The organism is Labrys sedimenti (assembly GCF_034424805.1).
GTDB lineage: Bacteria > Pseudomonadota > Alphaproteobacteria > Rhizobiales > Labraceae > Labrys > Labrys sedimenti.
This window is the reverse complement of the sequence record NZ_JAXOUF010000010.1, coordinates 198,178-219,260: the sequence shown is the minus strand read 5'-3', so window position 1 is coordinate 219,260 and position 21,083 is coordinate 198,178. Positions and strand designations below refer to the sequence as shown.

Genomic DNA, 21,083 nt, shown 5'->3' with positions numbered 1-21,083 from the left:
TATCCGCTTCCTCGTCTCCGACGGCTGGTGGATGACCGGACAGACCATCCTGGTGAATGGCGGCTACACCACCAAGTGAGACGAAGCCAGCGGCGGGTCGGTGGCCCGCTGCTGCCGGGTTCGATGCCTTCGGCAGCACAAGGCCATGCTGATCGGCAACCCCGACGGGCTTCTCGATGTCTTTTCGCCCATGCGGGCAAGGATATCGCCAAGAATCCGAGCGTATTTTCATGAGATGGAGAGCCGTACATGCATATGGCGATGGTGATCGGCGGTGGCCTTGTTCTGCTCGGCCTGTTCTGCCTCTTCGGTAGGCTCTGGGGCGGCTCGATGCCCGATCTCGCCCTTGCCGCCAAGGCGTTCATTCCGGTCTGGCTGATCGTCTCGCTCGTCAACATGTGGGTCGGCGTCACGAAGGCGGGATATTCGGTGCGGGACGAATTGCCGATTCTCGTCATCGTCTTCCTCGTGCCGGCGTTGGTCGCCGGCCTGGCGATCTGGCGCCTGGCTCGCTGAGCACCGGCGCAATGAAACGTCCCGGCATTTTGCGGTCGCTGCATCGGAGCGGCAATGATCCACGGGGACCGGAGGGCGTGGTGGCCTTCTGGCGGGCCTCAGCAGGCCAATGGTTCGCCAAGGATCCCGCCTTCGACACAGATTTTCGCAGGCGCTTTCTCGATCTTCACATGGCGGTCGCGGCGCGTCGGCACGATGATTGGGGGACGACGGCGCAAGGATCTCTGGCCCTGCTGATCCTGACCGACCAGTTTCCCCGCAACGCCTTTCGCGGCACCGGGCATATGTATGCGACCGATCCCCTCGCCCGCCACTATGCCCGCGCTGCGCTCGATGCTGGCCATATGGAGCAGGTCGAGCCCGCGTTGAGGCTGTTTTTCTGCCTGCCCTTCGCCCATTCGGAAGCGCTCACCGACCAGGACCTGTCGGTGGTGCTCAATGCCAGGCTCGGTCGATCCTGGCTCGATCATGCCGAGGGACATCGGGACATCATCCACCGCTTCGGCCGGTTTCCGCATCGAAACGCCATCCTTGCCCGCACCACGACGGCAGAGGAAGCTGCCTTCCTCGAAGACGGAGGCTTCCGGGGTTGAGGGGGGCAACGCGGCCGGGGATTGGTCGGTTGCCGAGTTGCATCGAATTTCGTCACGGATTGGGGGAAGTCCTTCGGGCTAGAGCAAAGCGTTCAGGTGTGAACGCTAATTTACTCTAACTCTTTGGTTCGACGCGTCTTTGCGATTTGAAATGATTCGTTCAAACCGCAAAACGCTTTGGCTCTCGGATATTTGTGTTCCCTTCGTCATTGTTTCGCCGCCGCTGCGAAGCTAAAACAGACGCATGTGGAAATACGCCAATCCCACCCTGTTCATGGGCCTTGCCGGCCGCCTCCTGCCTTGGCTGGCAGGGGTAACGGTGCTGTTGTTCGCCGCCGGCCTCTATGGCGCCGCCTTCGCGCCGGACGATTACCAGCAGGGCGCCACCGTGAAGATCATGTATATCCACGTGCCCTGCGCCTGGCTTGCCATGGCCGGTTGGGGTGCGATGTCGCTTTCGGCGCTCGGCGTGCTGGTCTGGCGCCATCCTCTGGCCGAAGTGGCGATGAAGGCGGCCATGCCGATCGGCGCCGCCTTCACCTTGCTGTGCCTGATCACCGGTTCGCTCTGGGGCCAGCCGATGTGGGGCACCTGGTGGGTCTGGGATGCACGCCTGACTTCCGTGCTGGTGCTGTTCCTGATGTATCTGGCACTGATGGCGCTGTGGCACGCCATCGAGGATCCGGGCAAGGCGGCGCGGATCTCGGCCGTGCTGGTGCTGGTCGGGGCCGTCAACATTCCCATCATCAAATTCTCGGTCGAGTGGTGGAACACCCTGCATCAGGGCGCCTCGGTGTTCCGCATCGGCGGCTCCACCATCTATTCCTGGAACATGCTCTGGCCGCTGCTCGACATGGCGCTGGCCTTCACCCTGCTGTTCGTCACGCTGCATCTGGCGGCGATGCGCAACGAAATCCTGCGCCGCCGCATCCGCACCATGCGCCTGATGGCCGCGGCCGGCGTCACCCCGGCCATGACCGCTTCGCTGCCGGTGGAGGCCTGAGATGATAGTGCTCGGCATGGATCTCGGGCCACACTGGGCCTTCATCGTTTGGGCCTACGGCCTGGCGGCGGCGGTGATCGCAGCGCTGATCACTTGGGTGGTGCTGGATCACAAGGCCCAGCACCGAACCTTAGCTGAATTGGAAGCCCAGGGCCTGCGCCGCCGTTCGCGCCGGGACGCCAGGCCGGACGGACAATTGCCATGAGCGACAGCCAGACCCTGCCGCCGGCACCGCGCCGCCGCGCGCTGGTGTTCCTGCCCCTGATCGTGTTCGCGGCGCTTGCCGGCTTGTTCTTCTACCAGCTTCGCTCCGGCGGCGACCCCTCGGCGCTGCCCTCCACCCTGATCGGCAAGCCGGTGCCGCAGATGAGCCTGCCGCCGCTCGCCGAGCTCGCGCGGGACGGCAAGGCGCTCCCCGGCCTTGCCACCGCCGATCTCAAATCGGGCGGCGTCAGCGTGGTCAACATCTTCGCCTCCTGGTGCGGCCCCTGCCGGGACGAGCATCCGGTGCTGATGAAGCTGGCCGGCCTCGGCAAGGGGCGCCTGGTCGCGATCAACTACAAGGATGATCCTGACAATGCCCGCCGCTATCTCGGCACCTTCGGCAACCCCTATGAAGCGGTAGGCGTCGATGTGAACGGCCGCTCCGCCATCGATTGGGGCGTCTATGGCGTGCCGGAGACCTTCGTGGTCAATGGCAAGGGTGAGATCGTCGACAAGATCGTCGGCCCGTTGAGCGAGGACAGCCTGAAGACCAGGCTGCTGCCCGCGATCGAAGCCGCCTCCAAATCCTGACCTGCGATTTCCAGATCTGCGACATTCGGGCCCCGCAATGACCGACCGCTCCACGCTTCCCTACCGCCCCTGTGCCGGCGCGGCGCTGTTCAACGCGCAAGGCAAGGTCTTCGTCGGCCGCCGCAAGTCGCGCGCCGGCAGTGCGCCCGGCAGCTTCGAATGGCAGATGCCGCAGGGCGGTATCGACGAGGGCGAGGACCCCCGCGAGGCGGCGATCCGCGAACTTCATGAGGAGACCAATGTGCGCTCGATCGCCTTTCTGGCCGAGGCGCCGGACTGGTATTCCTACGATTTGCCGGCCGAGGCGGTCGGCGGCGGCTGGACGGCGCGCTATCGCGGCCAGACCCAGAAATGGTTCGCCTTCCGCTTCACCGGTCCGGATAGCGAGATCGACGTGCTCCGGCCGGCCGGCGGCAAGCACAAGGCCGAGTTCGAGGACTGGCGTTGGGAAGACCTTGCCGCTTTGCCCGGCCTGATCGTGCCGTTCAAGCGCGGCGTTTATGCCGAGGTGGTGGCGGCCTTCCGGCATCTGGTGGCGTAATGGATGCGACGAAACCCTATCGGCCGAATGTCGGTATCGCCCTGTTCAATGCCGAGGGGCTGGTGTTCGCGGGCCGGGCCGAGACCTCCGGGCCGGAGCTGATCGTGCCGGGCTTCGAATGGCAATGCCCACAAGGCGGCATCGACGAGGGCGAGGACATCGTCGCGGCCGCCAAGCGCGAGCTCTGGGAGGAGACCAATGTCCGCAGCGCCTCCGTGCTGGCGGTGACGGAGGAATGGTGGCCCTATGACTTCCCGCCCTATGATGGGGCGCCGCACAAATTGTCGCCATTTCGCGGCCAGAAGCAACGCTGGGCGGCCTTGCGCTTCGAGGGGCAGGACAGCGAGATCGACGTCGTCAACCTGCCGACGGGCGAGCCGCAGGAATTCTTCGGATGGCGCTGGGAAAGGCTGGCGCGGCTGCCCGACCTGGTGACGCCGCACAAGCGCCCGGTCTATCTGCTGATGGCGCAGGCCTTTGCTGGATTCGGAGCCTGACGGGCCGGGAACTTTTCGCGGACCCACCTGTTCAGCGTAGATCCATTGGATGGATTGGCGCCGTGCCATGCTTGTGCCAAGCTATGCTGCTTCAATGGCACTTGGGCTGTATCGGGGGCTGCATTTCGGAGGTGGCGTCCCCATATGCCGATTTTGGCGCGGAGGCGCGGAAGCGATGTTTCGGAACGTCATGCCCTATGATTATACCGTCGGTATCGATCGCTCGGATATCGACTTCATGGGCCATGTCAACAATGCCAGCTACCTGAAATGGGTGCAGGCGGCGATCATTAGCCATTGGGAGCGCCTGGCGCCCGCCGAGGCGCTGAAGAAGCATGCCTGGGTGGCGCTCCGCCACGAGATCACCTATCGCAAGCCGGCCTTCCTCGAGGACGACGTGATCGCCACCGTCATTCTCGAGAAGGTGCATGGCGCCAAGGCCTTCTACGGCATCATCATCAAGCGCGGCGAGGAAGTGCTCGCCGAGGTGAAGTCGAGCTGGTGCTGCCTGGACGTGGCCACCAAGCGGCCGAAACGGCTTTCGGGCGCCATCATCGAGCGTTTCCTCGGCAGGCCGGCGAGCTAGAGCGTTTTGCGATTAGACGGAATCATCTCGAATCGCAAAGACGCGTCGAACCAAAGAGCGAGAGCAAAGCAGCGTTTCCGTCTAAACGTGCTTTGCTCTAGAGAACCTCAGGCCTCCACCACCGGCTTGCGTGGGGGAAAGAGTTGGTCGCGCGAGGCGATGAGCGCCCCGCCGACGATGAGCAGCACGGCGAGCGCCAGGGCCAGGCTCGGCGAAGCGATACCGACGGCGACCAGGATCAGCGTCGACAGCACCGGCGTGGCATAGGAAGCGACGCCGAGCAGGCGAATGTCGCCATGCTTGACCCCGCGATCCCAGGCATAGAAGGCCAAGCCCACCGGCCCGAGGCCAAGCCCGACAATGGCGAGCCATTCCTTGGCATCGGGCCACACCGTGGTCTCGAACAGGCCGTGGCAGATCAGCGCCAGTACGCAGGTCACCCCGCAAAAGCCCACCACCGCATCCGTCGGTACCGCCTTGAAACGGCGCGACAGCACCGAATAGCCCGACCAGATGAAGGCGCAGGCGAGTGCCAGCGCGTAGCCCGGCGCATTGGCCGTCTCGAAGCCCGACACTCCCTTTGCGAGGGCGAGCGCCAGCACGCCGGCGAAGCCGAGCAGGGCGCCGGCGACATGATACCAGCGCAGTCGCTCGCCGGGCAGCATGGCGGAGAACAGCACGATCAGGAGCGGCCAGAGATAGGCGATGAGGCTGGCCTCCGCCGGCGGTGCCCGCTTGAGCGCCTCGAAATAGACGGCGTGATAGCCGAACAGGCCGCCGACACCGAGTGCCCAGACCGGCCAGGGCTGGCGCAGGGCCGCCGTGGCGCCGGGCCGGAAGGGCCAGGAGGCCGCGCCCATCAGTGTCGCTACCGCAAAGGTCAGCCCGAGCAGTTCGAAGGACGGGATGCGGTAAGTCAGCGCGGTGGTCAGGGCCAGGACGGACCAGAGCAGGATGGCGATCAGGCCGATCAGGGTGGCGAGCAGTTTGGCGGGCATGGACGGTTCTTTCGGTTGCGCCTGCTATGCCGCAAATTCGGGAGAGGCGCCATCCGGGATTTTTGAGCGACGTGCCAGCCATGTTCGTTGGAGGCTATTCTGATGCCGTCATTGCGAGCGGAGCGAAGCAATCCAGTCCGGGCCGAGGAGCGCTCACGATATCTGGATTACTTCGCTCCGCTCGTAATGACAGTCAGCGAGGTTATTTAAGCCGGCAGCCTTCTTGCCTGGTGCCGGGGGGGCCGGATCTCGCCGCGCTGGGTGCCGATCGACATCTCGAAACTGTCGGCGATGCGGCGGGCGCGGCCGATGAACAGCAGGGCGGCATCGCGGGGCAGCACGTCGAGGCTGGTGCGCTCGAACAGATCGAGCCAGCGGTCGAAATGCTGGCCTTCCAGCGGCAGCATCAGATGGGGGCGGAGCGGGCGGCCGTCATAGCGGCCGCTGCGCAGGATGACCGATGACCAGAAGGCGCAGAGCTTGGCCAGATGGTCATCCCAATCGGCGATCTTTGCATTGAAGATCGGCCCGATCAGATCATCCTGTCGCACCCGGCCATAGAAGGCGTGGACCAGGCGCTCGATCATCGCCTCGCTGACCGCGGTGCCGTTCGGCTCGCTCATATTGATGCTGGCTGCCATGGCCGTCTCTATGCCGGAAAAGACAGGCCGGTACCAATGCGCTGGTGTCGCATCAGCTATTTTTTGGCGGTGGTACTGACATTCGAACCGCGCATCACCATGTAATCGAAAATCATTGGAAGAGTGGAGGCCGCCAGGCGCATGCGTCCACTTGCGATAGCTGTTCTTCTTCTTGGCTTGATTGCAGTTCCGGTCAGGGCTCAACAACAGCCGAACCCTGAAAACCCGGACAACGATACTCGCGAGCAACTTTACGAGCTCGGTCGTTTCATTGCGATTTATCAGCGGGTGCTCGCCACCTATGTCGACAAGCCCGCACCGGACGTACTGATCCAGGGCGCCATCGGCGGCATGCTGTCGAAGCTCGATCCCCATTCACGCTATGTCGATCCCAAGGCCATGTCCGACATGCAGCAGGAGCTTGCCGGCAAGCGCGTCGGGCTTGGCCTCGAAGTCGAGGTGCTGGGCGGCCTTGTCAAGGTGGAACATGTCCTGGACGCCACGCCAGCTGCCATGGCGGGACTGAAGGCAGGGGACATCATCCTCAAGCTGGACGGCGATGCCGTGCGGGGGCTGAGCCCGGCGGCGATGTTGCAGCGCATGGAGGGGCCGGTGGGCAGTTCCGCCATCCTGACCATCCGGCGGCGTGGCAATGCCGTGCCGCTGTCCTATACGCTCACGCGCGAGATCATCAGGGCCGAAAGCGTGCTCTTCGAAGTGATGGGCGAGGATGTCGGCTATATCCGCATCCGGGAATTCAACGAGCAGACGCCCGATAGCCTGAGGCGGATCGCCGAACGCCTGCCGACAGTCTTCCGGCCCGGTGCCTTGAAGGGCATCATTCTCGACTTGCGCAACAATCCCGGTGGTTTGCTCGATCCGGCGATCATGGTGTCGGCAGCTTTCATCGGCAAAGGGGTGCTGCTGTCGATCCGCGGGCGCGAGCCTGACCAATCGAAGGTCTATATCGCCCACGGCGAGGACATCACCGGCGGCGTGCCGCTGGTGGTGCTGATCAATGGCGGTACCGCCTCGGCGGCGGAGATCGTCGCCGGTGCCTTGCAGGACTTCAAGCGTGCCACCATCCTGGGCACGCGCTCCTTCGGCAAGGGCTCGATCCAGACGGTTACCCGCCTGCCTGACGACAGTGCCCTGGTGCTGACCACGGCACGCTACTACACTCCGCTCGGCCGCTCGATCCAGGCACAGGGCATCGAGCCGGACATCGCCGTGCGGCAGCAGGATCCGACCGGTGCCGGCCTCGGCCACGCCACGCCCGGCGAAGCAGGCCTGACGGGCCATCTCAAGGGAACGGGCGCCAGGGACGAGAGCGGCTCATCCTTCTACGTGCCGGCAGACCCTACCGACGACCTCCAGCTTCACATTGCCCTCGACATGTTGCGTAGTACGGAACGCGAGCGCAGTGAATTGTGGCGGCCGCCCGGGAACTGAGCGGCGACGATCCAGTGAAACAATGCGCTGTCTGGTTTCGGACCGGGAGCGCGTTTTGCAATCCTCGACTGCGCTCCAGGGGCGTTATGCACCGGTGGCGTGCGGGGCAGCGGCGGGAAGCTCGGGGGCGCAGCCACAAAATCGTCACAAAGCTGTCTCTTGACGCCGAGCAACATTCTATGGACTCATAGAAGTCATCGAGTCAGGAGAACATAGCTCAGTTCGAACAAAATCATCAGAGGTCCTGTGCCGCTATACAAATCGTCTGCTGTAGATGCAATCAAGCTTCGTAAGGCGAATGAATACAGCTTCTGGGGGTCGAGAAATGCTGCTAATCGAGTTGAGCCGATTGCCAGTCCGCATTTTGATTTTGAGTTAGATCTGGAGCCGGGTGACAAGATCTTCACTGTTGGATCGTGTTTCGCACGCAATGTGGAAGGTCGGCTTGCCACCGCGGGTTATCGCCTGCCGATGCGGGACTTGATGGACGATCGCAGCTTCGCGGGCGTGCATCCGCGGGCGCTCAACAATTTCAGTACGCCGTCCATCTGGAACGAATTGGGCTGGGCTACCGGGGAATTGCAGTTCGATGCCGATCAGGCCATCGTCGAATATGGCTCCGGCAAATGGCTCGATCTGCACGTCACCCACAATGTGCAGCCCGCACCGCGAGAGACGGTACTGCGCCGACGCTCGGCCATCAGCAAGGCCTATGGCAGCTTCAAAGATTGCAAGCTGATCATCGTCACGCTCGGCCTGGTCGAAGTCTGGTACGACAATGTGGCTGGCACCTATCTCAACAGCCTGCCGCCGCCGCCGCTGGTCCGTCGCCACCCGGAACGTTTCGAGCTTCATGTGCTCTCGCATGACGAGACGCTGGACTATTGCGACCGCGCCATCGGCCTGCTGCGCAAATATGGGCGGAGCGACGCGGTCATCCTGATGAGCGTGTCGCCAGTCGCGCTCGGGATCACGCATCGTCCCGAGGACGTGATGGTCGCAAACTGCTACAGCAAATCCGTCCTGCGTACGGTCACCGAGGAGATGGTCGCGCGCTATGACAATGTGCACTACTTCCCCAGCTATGAATCCGTTCTCCAAAGCGACCGGCAAATCGCCTGGATGAATGATTTTACCCATGTCACCGAAACGCTGATCGCCCACAATGTCGACCGCCTGGTCCGTCATTTCGAGCGAAGCGGTACGGACGGCGGCAGTCTCGAGGGCGTCCGGGCCAATATCGAGGCGGGCGGGGCATCGGCGGCTCACCTGCATGCCGTTGACGTCCGCAAGGGCGATCCGACCTCGGCGGCGCGTTTCTTCTCCGAATTCGGCGAGTGGTCGGAGAAGTCGCCGACCTTCGCGACCGAGCATATCGAATGGCTGGTCGAGCAGAAGCAGGCCGCCAAGGCGTTGGAGGTCGTATCGCGGACGGATGCCCGTTCCGAGCGGATCAAGATGGCGAAGGCCCGTGCCCTGCTGATGCTCAAGCGTAACCGGGAAGCGCTGGACATCCTCTACGATCCGAAGTTGGAGGAAGCGCGGTCAAGCCGCTACTGGTCGCTTCGGGTCGAAGCGGAAGGAAACAATGGCGATATCGCCGCGCTGGAGACCACGCTCAGTGGCTGGTCGCGCGCCCTGCCCAAACACGCCTCGCAGGCGCGGATCCATGTGGCGCGCGCCTTGTTGGCGCAATCGTCGGTTGGGCGCGCGCTGGAACTGCTCGAGCTTGCACTGGTCGACAATCCCAAATCGGCGCTTGGCCATATCCTTTCCGCCGAGGCGTATCTCCTGCGTGGCGACCTTGCCGCCGCCAGGCAGAGCTTCGCCCAGGCGGAGCCGGCAACGCCCAGCGAAAATCGTCGCTACAACAAACTGAAGGACAGGATCGGCGAACTGGTCGGTGCGTAATTGATTTGAAGCAGGAGCTTGCGGGCGCCTATGCTAAGCGAAGTTCAGAAAAACTCATTCGTCGACAAGGGCTATTGCACCGTCCAGATAGACCTCGACGCCAAATGGACGAACTGGGCGATCAATCTGACCTGGAGCCAGATCGACAGCCATTTCGATCGTGACGATCCCAAGACCTGGATCGGCGAGATCGAGGACGATTGCCGGTCCGCCACGCTCGCCAAACGCCGCGGCCGGCTGAAGTTCAAGGATAATGTGTTCCGGCATCCCGAACTGATCCGGATGATGTACGGCAACGGTCCGGTGATGTCGGCCGTGCGCAGCCTGATCGGCGATCGCTGCGTCGGTCGCCATGCGACGCGCGGCCTCTATCCGATCTTTCCGACCCCGCAATCGAGTGACACGATCAAGGGCGGGATGGATGCGCATCCCTTCCAGGTGAATGCCGTGCTCTATCTCGACGACGTTGCAGAGGATGGCGGCGCCTTCAGCGTCTGGGAAGGGAGCCACTACATCATGGCGAAGGCGTTTGCCGGCCGCGCATCCTACAAATTGCTCGATAATGTCGAAGCCTTGCGCCTGGAAGCGGAGGCCCGTTGCCGTCATGTGATGCTGCCCGGGGCGCGCGGCACGCTGGTGCTGTGGCACCATCGGCTCTTGCACACGCCGACGACGAACCGGACCGACAAGATTCGTTATGCCTTGCTCGCGGACTACTACCGTGACGACTGGCTCGACCAGGCCGACGAGCCCCACACGGACGATTTCTGGGAAGGGTGGCCGCTGTCTGCGTCGCCATCGTCGAGGCCCGCTTACGAGCCTGAAGAGCCTGGCTTGACCATTTCGCCGCGAAACACAAGGACGCGCCGAAACAAGGAACTGGCGCAATCAGGCGCTTCGGCCTGAAGGCGGGGCGCGCTCTCGCATGAGGGTGCCGCCTGCCGCTGCATGAGGGCGATGCGCCGGCGCTAGAGCGTTTTGCGATTTGGTGGAATCACCAAGAATCGCAAAGACGCGTCCCACCAAAGAGTGAGAGCAACGCAGCGCTTCCGTCTAAACGCGCTTTGCTCTAGAGCAAAGTGCGGTTTCTCGGAATCGCACTTTTTCTCTATCTCCTTGTTTTGACGCGTTTTCTAATCGAAAAGACCATCAACTCTTCCGGAAAACGCTCTAAGTGCTCGCGCCGTCGAATTTGTGAATCTCGAGCGCATCGAGGTCGATGGCTGGCACGCAGCGCAGATTGATCGCCACCATGGCGGCCCCGTCGGGCCGCTTTGCTTTGGCAAAGGCCTGAGTGCCGCAGGTCTCGCAGAACTGGTGTTCGATGCGGTGCTTGTTGAACTGGTAGGTCTTGAGTCTGGCCGGGTCGGCGGAGATCGTCACCGCCTCGGCCGGCAGGAAGGCCAGGAGCGAGCCCTTGCGGCGGCAATAGGAGCAATTGCAGCTCACTGCGCTGGTCGGCGCGTCGGCCTCGGCCGTAAAGGAAACCGCGCCGCAATGACAACTGCCTTCGAAGCTCATGTCTCGTCCTCCCGGGATGGTTGTATGCAGGGCGACAAATATAGTCCGGAGCGAGGGATTCGGGGATCCTGTACCGGCGCCGGGAAGAGGACTTGCTTTTGTTTGTGCAGGGCCTTGGCAGACGTCAAAACCATACACACTCTATATTCTGAGTGATTTGCTCGACCGGGCCTCGCGGACCCGGCCTGCCCTTTCATGGGAGATCTTCATGGCCCGCCAATTGCGGCTCGGCGCCTTCATGCGTCCGGCGAGCATTCATACCGGAGCCTGGCGCTATCCGGGCGCCTGGCCCGACGCCAATTTCAACTTCGCCCATCTCAAGCGCCTGGCCCAGCGCCTCGAAAGCGCCCGCTTCGACGCCTTCTTCATGGCCGATCATCTCGCCGTGCTCAACATGCCGGTGGAAGCGCTCAAGCGTAGCCATACGGTGACGTCGTTCGAGCCCTTCACCCTGCTGTCGGCCCTGTCGGCCGTCACCGAGCATATCGGCCTGGTCGCCACCGCCTCCACCACCTTCGATGCCCCCTACCATGTCGCCCGCCGCTTTGCCTCGCTCGATCATCTCAGCGGCGGCCGGGCGGGTTGGAACATCGTGACCACGTCCAATCCCGATGCGGCCCTGAATTTCGGCCTGGACGATCATATGGGGCACGACGAGCGCTACCGCCGCGCGCGGGAGTTCTATGACGTGGTCACCGGCCTGTGGGACAGCTGGGCTGACGACGCCTTCACTCGCGACGTCGAAAGCGGCCTCTATTTCGACCCGGACAAGCTGCATGTGCTCGGCCACAAAAGCGAGTACCTCTCCGTGCGCGGGCCGCTGAACATCGCCCGCCCGGTGCAGGGCTGGCCGGTGATCGTGCAGGCGGGTTCTTCCGAGCCGGGCCGGCAGCTCGCGGCCGAGACGGCGGAGGCGGTATTCACCGCCCCGCCCAATCTGGCGGAAGGGCGCCGCTTCTATGCCGACGTCAAGGGCAGGATGGCCAGGCTCGGCCGCGAAAGGGATCATATGAAGATCCTGCCGGCTGCCTTCGTGGTGGTCGGCGACAGCGTGGAGGAGGCCAGGGCCAAGCGCGCCAGGCTCGACAGCCTGGTGCATTACGACAGCGCCATCGCCTCGCTCTCCATCGCGCTCGGCCATGATGTCTCGGGTCTGGATCCCGACAGCCGGCTGCCGGCCATTCCCGAGACCAATGCCAGCAAGAGCGGCCGCGAACGGGTGCTACAACTGGCCGAAAGCGAGGGCCTCACCGTGCGCCAGCTGGCCCAGCGCCTCGGCGGCTATGCCGGCCTTGCCTTTGTGGGCACGCCCGCCAGCATCGCCGATGACATGGCGGAATGGCTCGAAAGCGAGGGCTCGGACGGCTTCAACGTGATGTTCCCCTATCTGCCCGGCGGCCTCGACGATTTCGTCGACAGGGTCGTGCCGGTGCTGCAGGAGCGTGGTCTGTTCCGGCGGGAGTATGAGGGGCGGACGCTGCGCGAGAATCTCGGCTTGCCGCGGCCGCAGAACCGGTTCTTCAAATAGGAGAAAATTTTCTGCAGAATTGGGGCGGTTGGAGTGTCAGCCTCCTGGCTGACATCTTGGAAACGCAGCCCTTGCTGGCAAGCAGAATGTCAGCCAGGAGGCTGACACTCCGCATATCCTGCGCTCTTTCATGCAAACGTAATTGTCGTCCTAAACTCGGCCTTCATACCATTGCGAAGCTGTCGGGATCCGGGCCGATCTTGCCCTTGGGGTCGTCGAGCTTCTCGATGGCGGCGATGTCCTCCGGCGCCAGCTTGAAATCGAAGACCTGGAAGTTCTCGACGATACGGGCCGGCGTCACCGATTTGGGGATGACGACATTGCCGATGTCGAGATGCCAGCGCAGGATCACCTGGGCAGAGCTCTTGCCGTATTTCTTGCCGATGGCCGTCAGCGCGGGATCGCTGAGCAGCGTGCCCTGGCCGAGCGGGCTCCAGGCCTCGGTCGCGATGCCCTCCTTGGCGTGGTAGGCGCGCAGGGCCTTCTGCTGGAAGCGTGGATGCAGCTCGACCTGGTTGATCGCCGGCACCACACCGGTTTCGGCCTTCAAGCGTTCGAGATGGGCGATCTGGAAGTTGGAGACGCCGATGGAGGCGACGAGCCCCTCCTCGCGCAGCTTGATCAGGGCCTTCCAGCTTTCGACATAGAGATCGCGTGAAGGCACCGGCCAATGGATGAGATAGAGATCGATCGTCTCCAGGCGCAGTTTTTTCAGGCTGGCCTCGAAGGCCCGCAGGGCCGTGTCATAGCCCTGGTCGCCGTTCCACAGCTTGGTGGTGACGAAGATGTCCTTGACGGGGACGCTGGAAGCGGCGAGCGCGTCGCCCACGCCGGCTTCGTTGCCATAGATGGCGGCGGTATCGATCGAGCGATAGCCCGCCTCGATCGCCGCCGTCACCGCGGCGCTCGCGCCCTCGTTGGGCACCTGCCAGACGCCGAAGCCGAGTTGCGGAATTTCCTTGCCGTCATTGAAGCGAATGGTCGGACTCATGGGATTCTTTCCTGAGGTCGTCGAAGGGAAGGGAGGGATGAAAACAAAGTGGCGGTCCGATTTCAGGGGAGGCGGATCGCCGGAAGAAGGATGCAGCCGCTGGGGCACGATCCTTCATCTAAGGTCTGGTCAGCGAAGCGCAACCATCGGTCTCACTGAAAGCCGGCGATCGCATGCGGGACATAGGGGGCTTCGAGCGCTGCGATCTCTTCACCTGTCAATCCGAGATCGAGTGCTGCGACGGCGTCACTCAGATGATGCGGCTTGGAGGCTCCGACGATCGGCGCCGTTACATCGCCTTTCTGCGCCACCCAGGCGAGGGCCACCTGCGCCCGCGGCACGCCGCGCGCCTTGGCGATGGCGGCCACGGCCTCGATGACCCTGCGGTCGGCATCCTGCGTGGCGTCATAGAGCGCCGTGCCGACATTGTCGCTCTGCTGGCGCTCACTGCTCTCGCTCCAGTCGCGCGTCAGCCGGCCGCGGGCGAGCGGGCTCCAGGGCAGGACGGCGATGCCCTGGTCGTGGCAGAGCGGCAGCATCTCGCGCTCCTCTTCCCGGTAGAGCAGGTTGAGGTGATCCTGCATGCTGACGAATTCGGTCCAGCCATGAAGGCGGGAGGTGTAGAGCGCCTTGGTGAACTGCCAGGCATGCATGGAGGAGGCGCCGATATAGCGGGCCTTGCCGGCCTTCACCACGTCATGCAGGGCCTCCAGCGTCTCCTCGATCGGCGTCGACGCGTCCCAGCGATGGATCTGGTAGAGGTCGACATAGTCGGTGCCGAGACGCCGGAGGCTGTTGTCGATCTCGGCCAGGATGGCGCGGCGCGACAAGCCCTCGCCATTGGGGCCGGGACGGGTGCGAAAGAAGATCTTGGTCGCCAGCACGATCTCCTCGCGCCGCGAAAACTCCTTGATGGCCCGGCCGACGATTTCCTCGGAGGTCCCGTCCGAATAGGTATTGGCGGTATCGAGGAAATTGATGCCGGCTTCGATGGCCCGGCGGATCAGGGGGCGGCTCTGTTCCTCGGGCAGGGTCCAGGCATGGTTGCCACGATCGGGATCGCCATAGGTCATGCAGCCAAGGCACAGGCGTGACACTTCGAGCCCCGTCGAGCCGAGCTTGACGTAATCCATGGATGAAAACTCCTCGCTGAAAATCTATTTCGAGCGCGGCGCCATCCGAAGGGCCACGCGAACCGACCAATCCCGCTGCTCGATGGATTGGATCGATTGTGAAACGGCCGAGTGTCGAAGTCCAGCTTCAAAGCAGGGCAGAATGACCCGCCGACGTTCGCGCTGTACCCGGCCCGGATGAGCTGGGCTTGGGCATTGAACCAGACGTTGCGGGCATTGAAGGGAAACGCCGTTTCCCGACCAGCGGTATGGCTCCTTCGATGGTCGACATCGATATGGCCGCTGGCGAAGAGCTCGAAGCTGCCGATCGCCTGCAGCAAGGGCTCCGGCACCCCGATCAGAGGATCAACGGGCTCGCTCGCCGAACATCACCAAGGCCGCGGCGCCGACCAAGCCGGCATTGTCGCCGAGGGCGGCTTTCACCACCGGCACGTCGCGGAAGGAGGGCAAAGCGGTGGTGCGGATGGTCCTGTGGATCGTCTCTGCCATCAGGTCGAAGCCATGCGAGACGCCACCCCCCATCACCACTTTCTCGGGGCTATAGAGATGGATGAGGCTGATAAAACCCTCGCCGAGCAAATTGGCTTCCTCGTCGAGGAGCGCGAGCGCCGTCGCATCACCGCCGCGGGCGGCTTCGACGACGTCCCCGGCGGTCGGCGCCACCAGGCGCGCAAGACTGCTGCCGGGATGAGCGAGCGCGGCTTCGCGTGCGCGCCGGTCCAGCGCGGTGCCGGCCGCATAGGCTTCGAAGCAGCCGACGGCGCCGCAGCTGCAGCGCGGTTCGTCTCCAGCTGGGCGGAGATTCTGCGCCAGGCGGAAATGGCCGACATGGGCGGTCATGCCGCGCCTGCCATGCAGGAGCCGGCCATCGCTGACCACACCGCCGCCGATGCCGGTGGAGACGGTGACATAGAGGAGATGGTCGAGCCCGCGGCCGGCGCCGAAGCGCCATTCGCCGTAGCAGGCGGCAATAGCGTCGCCTTCCACCACCACCGGCCGACCGAGGGCGGCGGAGAGCTCGTCGCGCAGGGGAAAGTCTTCCCAGCCCGGCAGGGTCGGGACATGGATAAAGGTGCCGGTGTGGCTGTCGAGCGGGCCGGGCGCGCAGACGCCGATACCGGAGAGCGAACCGAGGCTCTCGTCGTCGGTCACCTCATCGATGAGGCGGCGGAATTGCGCCATCACGGCTTTCGGGCCGCCGGCCACATCGGTGCGGGCGGCGGCGCGCTTGAGTACGGCGCCGGTATCATCAACGAGGGCGGCGCGCACCTGCGTGCCGCCGAGATCGATGCCGATGGCGCGCCGATGCATGGGTCAGGGCTCCCGCTGCAGGCCATGGACCCAGGCGATGCGGGCGGCCAGATCCGGCGCACCGAAGGCCAGAGACCCCATCACGATGGTCTCGGCGCCGGCGAGACGCAGATTGGGCACGGTGTGCTCGCGATTGCCGCCATCGGAGGCAAGGATGACGCGATGCCCGGCCTTCCCGGCGATCAGCTTGCGGGCTTCGCGCAGGCGCGCCAGGGCTGTCTCGTCGAGGCCGACGCCCTTGATGCCGATCAGGGTGCCGAGCAGGGTCAGCATATCCAGCCGGTCGAGGAAGGGCTCCGCCGCCGCCACGGGCGTGTGGAGCTGCAGCACCATGCCGGTGGCAAGGCCGTGCTCGCGGATGCGAGCCAGCGCCGCGTCGGCATTGGCGTTCTCGGCATGGATGCTGATCAGGTCGGCACCGGCTTCGGCGAACTGCTCGATCTGGTCGAGGAGGATGTCGTCCGTCGTCATCAGATGGACGTGGATCGGCTTGGCGGTGACCTTGCGCACGGCTGCCGTCAGGTCCGGGAAATAGAGCAGGGCCGGCGAGAAATGGCCGTCGGCGACATCGACATGGAAGATATCGACATGGGACTCGACCCGGGCGATGTCGTCGGCGAGGCGGCCGAGATCGGCGGACCAGAGCGAAAATTCGGCGAGGAGGCGGTCGGCGGGCAGGGCCTCGAGCCAACCGGGAGCGGGTTTCATGCTGAAATCTCCGAGAGAAATTGCGCCAGAGCGGCGCGGAAATCCTGGACGTAGCGCGGTTTGTCCAGCGCCTTGGGGGTGATGCGGGCAAGCCGGGCGCCGGGAATGAGCGCGGTGAGCGCTTCGGCGTGGCCGAGCGGGTGGATGGCATCGAGCTCAGTACCGATGACGAGCGTCGGGATCGTCAGGGCGGTAATGTCGGCGCGGGAGACGCCGGGTCCATCCGCCGAAATGCGGGCGAGCAAGGCCGCGGTGACGGCCTGGGGCTCCCGTGTGAAGAAGCCGCGTAGCGAGGCGAGATTGTCCGGGGCGCCGGCGGCAAGATCGCGCGCCGTATCGGAGGCCTCGAACAGTGCCCTTGCTTGCGCGGGCTCGTGGCTGGCGAGCAGCGCGCCGACCTGAGCATTGGGTGCCATATTGGCCGGGCCCGCCTCGGCAATCCAGGCCGGACGGGCGAGCACCAGCGCACGCACCCGGTCCGGCCTGGTGACGGCGAGGCGCAGGGCGATCGCCGCGCCCATCGAAATGCCGCCGAGGACGACCGGGCCAAGCGCCAGGCTGTCGAGCCAGTGCGCCAGGTCGTCGGTGAAGGTTGCGATCGAGAGAAGCCGGGTGTCGCCGGCGTCCGAGCCGCCATGGCCGCGGCATTCGAGCGTAAGGCAGCGCGCCGGCAGCTCGAAGGGAAAGATTTCGGCCGGCTGGGCAGCATCCCCGCACAGGCCATGCTGGAGGACCACGGGCATGCCGCTGCCGCGGTCATGCACCGCGAGGCTGAGGTTGTCGCGCTGGAAGGTCGCGTTCATCGGCTCAAATGCTCCAGGCCGTCGGAAGGAGCCACGACTCTCCTTCTCCCGCAAGGGGAGAAGGGAGTGGTTCTGCGGGGTTCAGCGCCCCTCATCACGCGATCACCTCCGCCAGCTTCCGGCCGAGAAACGCGGCAACCTCTGCCGCCTCCCCGGCGGCGAGGCCATGAGTGACCAGGGGGCCGTCGAAGCCGATGCGGGCGAGGCCGGCGAGATAATGGTCGTAGTCGAGCACGCCCTTGCCGGCCGTGGTGAAGCCGCCGGCGGCGTCCCTGTCCTTGGCGTGGGCCATGACGATGCGGTCGGCCAGGAGGTCGATGGCTTCCGAGACCAGGCGCTGCTGCTCGGCGAGGGAGGCAACCTCGAAGAGATTGGCCGGGTCGAGGATGATCTTCAGCCGGGGGCTCGCCATCTCGTCGATGATGGCGCGGGCCTTGGCGGCCGAATCGATGACATTGGCCAGTTCCGGCTCGATGCCGAGATCGACATCGTGCCGCTCGGCGATATCGAGCGCCGTTTCCAGACTGGCGGCGAGATCGCGCCAGGCCTCCGGCGTGGCGTTGTCGGGATGGCCGCGCCACTGGTCGTCCGGATCGCGCGTGCCGGTACATAGCGTGAGCAGGCGCGTTCCCATGCCGCGGGCCGCCCCGGCGATGATTTCAAGGCTGTCGTGGCCGCGCCAGCGCTGGGCCGGATCGGGATGGATCATGTTGTAGGTGGCGGAGACGGCTGCGACATCGAGCTTCTGACCGAGAGCAGCAGCATGGACCGCCTCGGCGACGCCGTCCGGAATGGCCGGGGGCATGGGGGGCAGGCCCGAGCAGGCCATATTGTATTGCACGGCGCCGTAGCCCGCCGCGCGGGCGGCGGCCATCACCGTTCCCGGCGTGTCGCCGGGGAAGGTCTTGGCAAAGATGCCGAGCCGCATCACAGCTCTCCCTTGACGTCGGCGAGCCGCACGGCACGGCCCTCGCGAACGGATTGGGCGATGGCGATCATCGCCCTGACAGAGGCGACGCCGTCCTCGATGTCGGCACCGCGCATCGGCGCGCCCTTGAGGATGACGTCGGCGAAGCCCTCCAGCTGCCGGCGGTAGAAATGGCCGTCCGCACCGAGCACGCGGGTGGTGGCGCCGTCCTTCTCGCGGAAGATGTCGACGTCGCTGCTCTTGTAGTACCAGGGGTTATAGGTCTTGCCGAGCACGCTGCCATGCTCGCCATAGATCTGGAAGCCCTCGTGCCAATCCATGCGCACGGCTACGGTGAGGTCGAGATGGCCGAGCGTGCCATTGGCGAAGGCGATGTCGACGAACCAGCAGCGTGCGCCGAAGCGCTCGGAAAAGCGCGCCTCGACCTCGACGATCTCGCCGCCGAAATAGCGCGCGGTGTCGACGAGATGGCTGCCATGGGCAAGCATGTAATAGCGCTGGAGGTCGGCCTTGGGATCGCCGGCTGGCTTGCGGGCCTGCTTGCTGGTGACCATTAGGGGCTGGACGGCATCCGTCATTGGGTAGCGATGGGTCGAATCGCAATACCAGGCCTTGAGGGCGAGCATCTCGCCCATTTCCGTGTCGATGAAGGCCTTGGCCGCTTCCAGCCCGGCATCGAAGCGCTTCATATGGCCGACCTGCAACACCTTGCCGCTAGCAGCCACGGCGGTGCGCAAGGTTTCCACTTCCTCGACGCCGACGCCGACAGGCTTTTCGCTGAGCACATGCTTGCCCGCTTCCAGCGCGGCGATCGAGGCCGGCACGTGGAAGGCGTCCGAGGTCGCCACGATCACCGCATCGAGTTCGGGATCTGCCAGCATGGCGCCATAGTCCGAAAAGGTCTTCTCGGGCTGGTGGGTCCAGGCCATGCGCTCCAGCAGGTCGGGTGCGACGTCGCAGATGGCGTAGAGGTCGGCATTGCGCGCCTTGGTGCAGCTCTCGAAATGAGCGGCCTGCGCGATCGGGCCGCAGCCCAGCACGCCGACCTTGAGGCGGCGCTCTTCCTTCTTCGGCATCAGGGCTTCCTGTGTTTTCTATAATTTATTTATTATCTAAACAAATATGAAGTGCAAGGCTTTTGCTCCTTTCGGTACCCCAGGTCGCATATGATGGGACAAAATTGCCTCGAAGCGCAAAGGCGCTTGCAAACAAGGCCATGGGAGTCTCTGGAGAATAGGTGAAGCGAATTGGCTCAACCTTTGTCATTGCCGGGCTTGACCCGGCAATCCAGCCTGCCCTTCGAGACATCGAAGCACGGGCTGCTGGATGCCCGGGTCAAGCCCAGGCATGACAAGGGTGGCTAAGGCCTCTTCGTGATTCGTGATGGTACCACCAAATCGCGAAGCGCCGTCGAGATTCGGGTAGAGTGAGATCATGGCTGACCAGACCTTCGCGCGTTATGTGAACGAGCGGCGTATTCTCACCCAGTTGCGCCTGCAAGGGGCGATGCCCCGGGCCGAACTCGCCCGGCGTCTCGGCCTGACCCCCGCCACCATCACCAACCTGGTCGAGAATCTCACGGCCAGCTCTCTCCTGGTCGAGCGGCGCACCTCTCGCGAGGACAATGCGCGCCGGGATGTCGGCCGGCCCGGTGTCGACATCACCCTCAATCCGAGCGGCGGCTACTTTCTCGGGGCCGAGATCGGCGTCGGCGTGGTGCGTTTTGCCCTGATCGACCTGGCGCTCGGGGTGGTCGACAGCCGCACGGCCCGCCTGGCTCATCCGGTTGGCCCGGAGGCGGCGGTCGATGCCATCGCGACCTATGCCCGCGGCCTGGCGCAGCCCTTGCGCTCGATCGGCATCACCGTGCCTGGCCTGGTGCGCTCGGACGGCTATGTCGTGCACCTGCCCATGCTGGGCTGGAAGGATCTCAACCTGAAGGCCCTGGCGGAGCAGGCGCTCAGCGCGCCTGTCTTTGTCGAGAACAACGCCCATGCCGCCGCCTTTGGCGAGGTTTATACCCAGCCCGGGCTGCAGGCAGACGCCATCGTCTATCTCAAGCTCGGGGCCGGCTGCGGCGGGGCGGCCATCGTCAACGGGCGCCTCGTCCGCGGCGCGGGCGGCACGGGCAACGAGTTCGGCCATATCCGCATCCGCGAGAGGGGCCCGCGCTGCTCCTGCGGGCAGGAGGGCTGCCTGGAGACCTTCGTCAACATTGCCGCACTCGATCGCTTCTATCGGCCGGGGCAGGGCTTCGGCGTCGATTCTCTTTCCGCCTTGCCGGCGATGGTGGCGGCCGCCGCCCATGCCGGGGATCGCAACGCCGGCGCGGCCATCGACGAACTCGCGGACCATCTCATCATCGGGCTGACATCGCTGACCAACATCTTCAACCCCAGCACGATCGTGCTCGGCGGCGCCATGCGCCCGGTGCTCGCCGCCCGGCTCGACAGGCTGTCGCAGGCGGTCGGCGCCGGCATCGTACCGGGGATGACCAGGCCACAGATCCGCTTGTCGACCCTGGGCGAGATGGAATGCGCCATCGGTGCCGCCACCATCGCCCATCATCAGGATTTCGACGTCTCCAACATCGAGATCGGCGGCTGATGCCAGGTGCGGCACCTGGC

The 21,083-nt window shown here is 64.5% G+C and carries 23 protein-coding genes; 13 read left to right on the top strand and 10 right to left on the bottom strand.

What is annotated here, in order from left to right; translation table 11 throughout:
• Window positions 1-249 precede the first annotated feature (249 nt).
• From U1R88_RS24725 to U1R88_RS24690, 8 genes are all read left to right on the top strand, one after another.
• Complete coding sequence (locus U1R88_RS24725) at window positions 250-516, top strand: hypothetical protein (protein WP_322433641.1); 267 nt, start codon at window positions 250-252, stop codon at window positions 514-516.
• A gap of 11 nt (window positions 517-527) precedes the next feature.
• Entirely contained in the window at window positions 528-1,109 is a 582-nt protein-coding gene (locus U1R88_RS24720) for a DUF924 family protein (protein WP_425545477.1), read from the top strand.
• 244 nt (window positions 1,110-1,353) lie between these two features.
• Window positions 1,354-2,112: a heme ABC transporter permease gene (locus U1R88_RS24715; protein ID WP_068294661.1), complete on the top strand. Its 759-nt coding sequence runs from the start codon at window positions 1,354-1,356 to the stop codon at window positions 2,110-2,112.
• Between the two features lies 1 nt (window position 2,113).
• The gene (ccmD, locus tag U1R88_RS24710) at window positions 2,114-2,317 is read left to right on the top strand and encodes a heme exporter protein CcmD (RefSeq protein WP_322433639.1); all 204 of its coding nucleotides are present in this window, start codon (window positions 2,114-2,116) and stop codon (window positions 2,315-2,317) included.
• Complete coding sequence (locus U1R88_RS24705; protein ID WP_322433638.1) at window positions 2,314-2,907, top strand: DsbE family thiol:disulfide interchange protein; 594 nt, start codon at window positions 2,314-2,316, stop codon at window positions 2,905-2,907. Before ccmD ends, U1R88_RS24705 begins: the two co-directional genes overlap by 4 nt.
• 37 nt (window positions 2,908-2,944) lie before the next feature.
• Window positions 2,945-3,448, top strand: coding sequence for an RNA pyrophosphohydrolase (locus tag U1R88_RS24700; RefSeq protein WP_322433637.1), 504 nt, complete (start codon window positions 2,945-2,947; stop codon window positions 3,446-3,448).
• Window positions 3,448-3,945, top strand: coding sequence for an RNA pyrophosphohydrolase (locus U1R88_RS24695; RefSeq protein ID WP_322433636.1), 498 nt, complete (start codon window positions 3,448-3,450; stop codon window positions 3,943-3,945). Before U1R88_RS24700 ends, U1R88_RS24695 begins: the two co-directional genes overlap by 1 nt.
• Before the next feature lie 175 nt (window positions 3,946-4,120).
• A complete protein-coding gene (locus U1R88_RS24690) occupies window positions 4,121-4,531 on the top strand; it encodes an acyl-CoA thioesterase (protein ID WP_322433635.1) in 411 nt (136 codons plus the stop codon).
• A 107-nt stretch (window positions 4,532-4,638) separates the two neighbouring features.
• Here U1R88_RS24690 and yddG read toward each other — a convergent pair whose 3' ends face one another.
• Window positions 4,639-5,529 carry an aromatic amino acid exporter YddG gene (gene yddG, locus U1R88_RS24685; protein WP_322433634.1) on the bottom strand — a complete coding sequence of 297 codons (891 nt, stop codon included), beginning with the start codon at window positions 5,527-5,529 and terminating at the stop codon, window positions 4,639-4,641.
• A 206-nt stretch (window positions 5,530-5,735) separates the two neighbouring features.
• The gene (locus U1R88_RS24680) at window positions 5,736-6,170 is read right to left on the bottom strand and encodes a group III truncated hemoglobin (protein ID WP_322433633.1); all 435 of its coding nucleotides are present in this window, start codon (window positions 6,168-6,170) and stop codon (window positions 5,736-5,738) included.
• Window positions 6,171-6,311: 141 nt separating this feature from the next.
• On the opposite strand from U1R88_RS24680, the gene U1R88_RS24675 reads away from it, so the two are divergent.
• From U1R88_RS24675 to U1R88_RS24665, 3 genes are all read left to right on the top strand, one after another.
• Window positions 6,312-7,622: a S41 family peptidase gene (locus tag U1R88_RS24675; RefSeq protein WP_425545476.1), complete on the top strand. Its 1,311-nt coding sequence runs from the start codon at window positions 6,312-6,314 to the stop codon at window positions 7,620-7,622.
• Window positions 7,623-7,868: 246 nt separating this feature from the next.
• Window positions 7,869-9,533 (top strand): GSCFA domain-containing protein, encoded by a 1,665-nt coding sequence (locus U1R88_RS24670; protein WP_322433631.1) that lies wholly within the window; start codon window positions 7,869-7,871, stop codon window positions 9,531-9,533.
• Between the two features lie 30 nt (window positions 9,534-9,563).
• Window positions 9,564-10,439: a phytanoyl-CoA dioxygenase family protein gene (locus tag U1R88_RS24665; RefSeq protein ID WP_322433630.1), complete on the top strand. Its 876-nt coding sequence runs from the start codon at window positions 9,564-9,566 to the stop codon at window positions 10,437-10,439.
• A gap of 264 nt (window positions 10,440-10,703) precedes the next feature.
• Here U1R88_RS24665 and U1R88_RS24660 read toward each other — a convergent pair whose 3' ends face one another.
• Window positions 10,704-11,054, bottom strand: coding sequence for a GFA family protein (locus tag U1R88_RS24660; protein ID WP_068294685.1), 351 nt, complete (start codon window positions 11,052-11,054; stop codon window positions 10,704-10,706).
• Window positions 11,055-11,262: 208 nt separating this feature from the next.
• Here U1R88_RS24660 and U1R88_RS24655 point away from each other — a divergent pair, with 208 nt between their 5' ends.
• Window positions 11,263-12,582: an LLM class flavin-dependent oxidoreductase gene (locus U1R88_RS24655; protein WP_322433629.1), complete on the top strand. Its 1,320-nt coding sequence runs from the start codon at window positions 11,263-11,265 to the stop codon at window positions 12,580-12,582.
• A 163-nt stretch (window positions 12,583-12,745) separates the two neighbouring features.
• On the opposite strand, the gene U1R88_RS24650 is transcribed toward U1R88_RS24655, so the two are convergent.
• The 7 genes from U1R88_RS24650 to U1R88_RS24620 all read right to left on the bottom strand — a co-directional run bounded on the left by U1R88_RS24650 (window position 12,746) and on the right by U1R88_RS24620 (window position 19,532).
• Entirely contained in the window at window positions 12,746-13,573 is an 828-nt protein-coding gene (locus U1R88_RS24650) for an aldo/keto reductase (RefSeq protein ID WP_322433628.1), read from the bottom strand.
• Between the two features lie 152 nt (window positions 13,574-13,725).
• Window positions 13,726-14,706, bottom strand: a complete 981-nt coding sequence (locus U1R88_RS24645; protein WP_322433627.1) for an aldo/keto reductase — start codon at window positions 14,704-14,706, stop codon at window positions 13,726-13,728.
• A 345-nt stretch (window positions 14,707-15,051) separates the two neighbouring features.
• Window positions 15,052-16,017 (bottom strand): ROK family protein, encoded by a 966-nt coding sequence (locus tag U1R88_RS24640; RefSeq protein ID WP_322433626.1) that lies wholly within the window; start codon window positions 16,015-16,017, stop codon window positions 15,052-15,054.
• Between the two features lie 3 nt (window positions 16,018-16,020).
• Window positions 16,021-16,725: a ribulose-phosphate 3-epimerase gene (locus U1R88_RS24635; RefSeq protein WP_322433625.1), complete on the bottom strand. Its 705-nt coding sequence runs from the start codon at window positions 16,723-16,725 to the stop codon at window positions 16,021-16,023.
• Complete coding sequence (locus tag U1R88_RS24630; RefSeq protein WP_322433624.1) at window positions 16,722-17,528, bottom strand: alpha/beta fold hydrolase; 807 nt, start codon at window positions 17,526-17,528, stop codon at window positions 16,722-16,724. Before U1R88_RS24630 ends, U1R88_RS24635 begins: the two co-directional genes overlap by 4 nt.
• A 94-nt stretch (window positions 17,529-17,622) precedes the next feature.
• Window positions 17,623-18,456 (bottom strand): sugar phosphate isomerase/epimerase family protein, encoded by an 834-nt coding sequence (locus U1R88_RS24625; protein ID WP_322433623.1) that lies wholly within the window; start codon window positions 18,454-18,456, stop codon window positions 17,623-17,625.
• On the bottom strand, window positions 18,456-19,532 hold the full coding sequence (locus tag U1R88_RS24620) for a Gfo/Idh/MocA family protein (protein ID WP_322433622.1): 1,077 nt from the start codon (window positions 19,530-19,532) through the stop codon (window positions 18,456-18,458). Before U1R88_RS24620 ends, U1R88_RS24625 begins: the two co-directional genes overlap by 1 nt.
• Before the next feature lie 358 nt (window positions 19,533-19,890).
• Here U1R88_RS24620 and U1R88_RS24615 point away from each other — a divergent pair, with 358 nt between their 5' ends.
• Window positions 19,891-21,063: an ROK family transcriptional regulator gene (locus U1R88_RS24615; protein WP_322433621.1), complete on the top strand. Its 1,173-nt coding sequence runs from the start codon at window positions 19,891-19,893 to the stop codon at window positions 21,061-21,063.
• The last annotated feature ends 20 nt before the right edge of the window (window positions 21,064-21,083 follow it).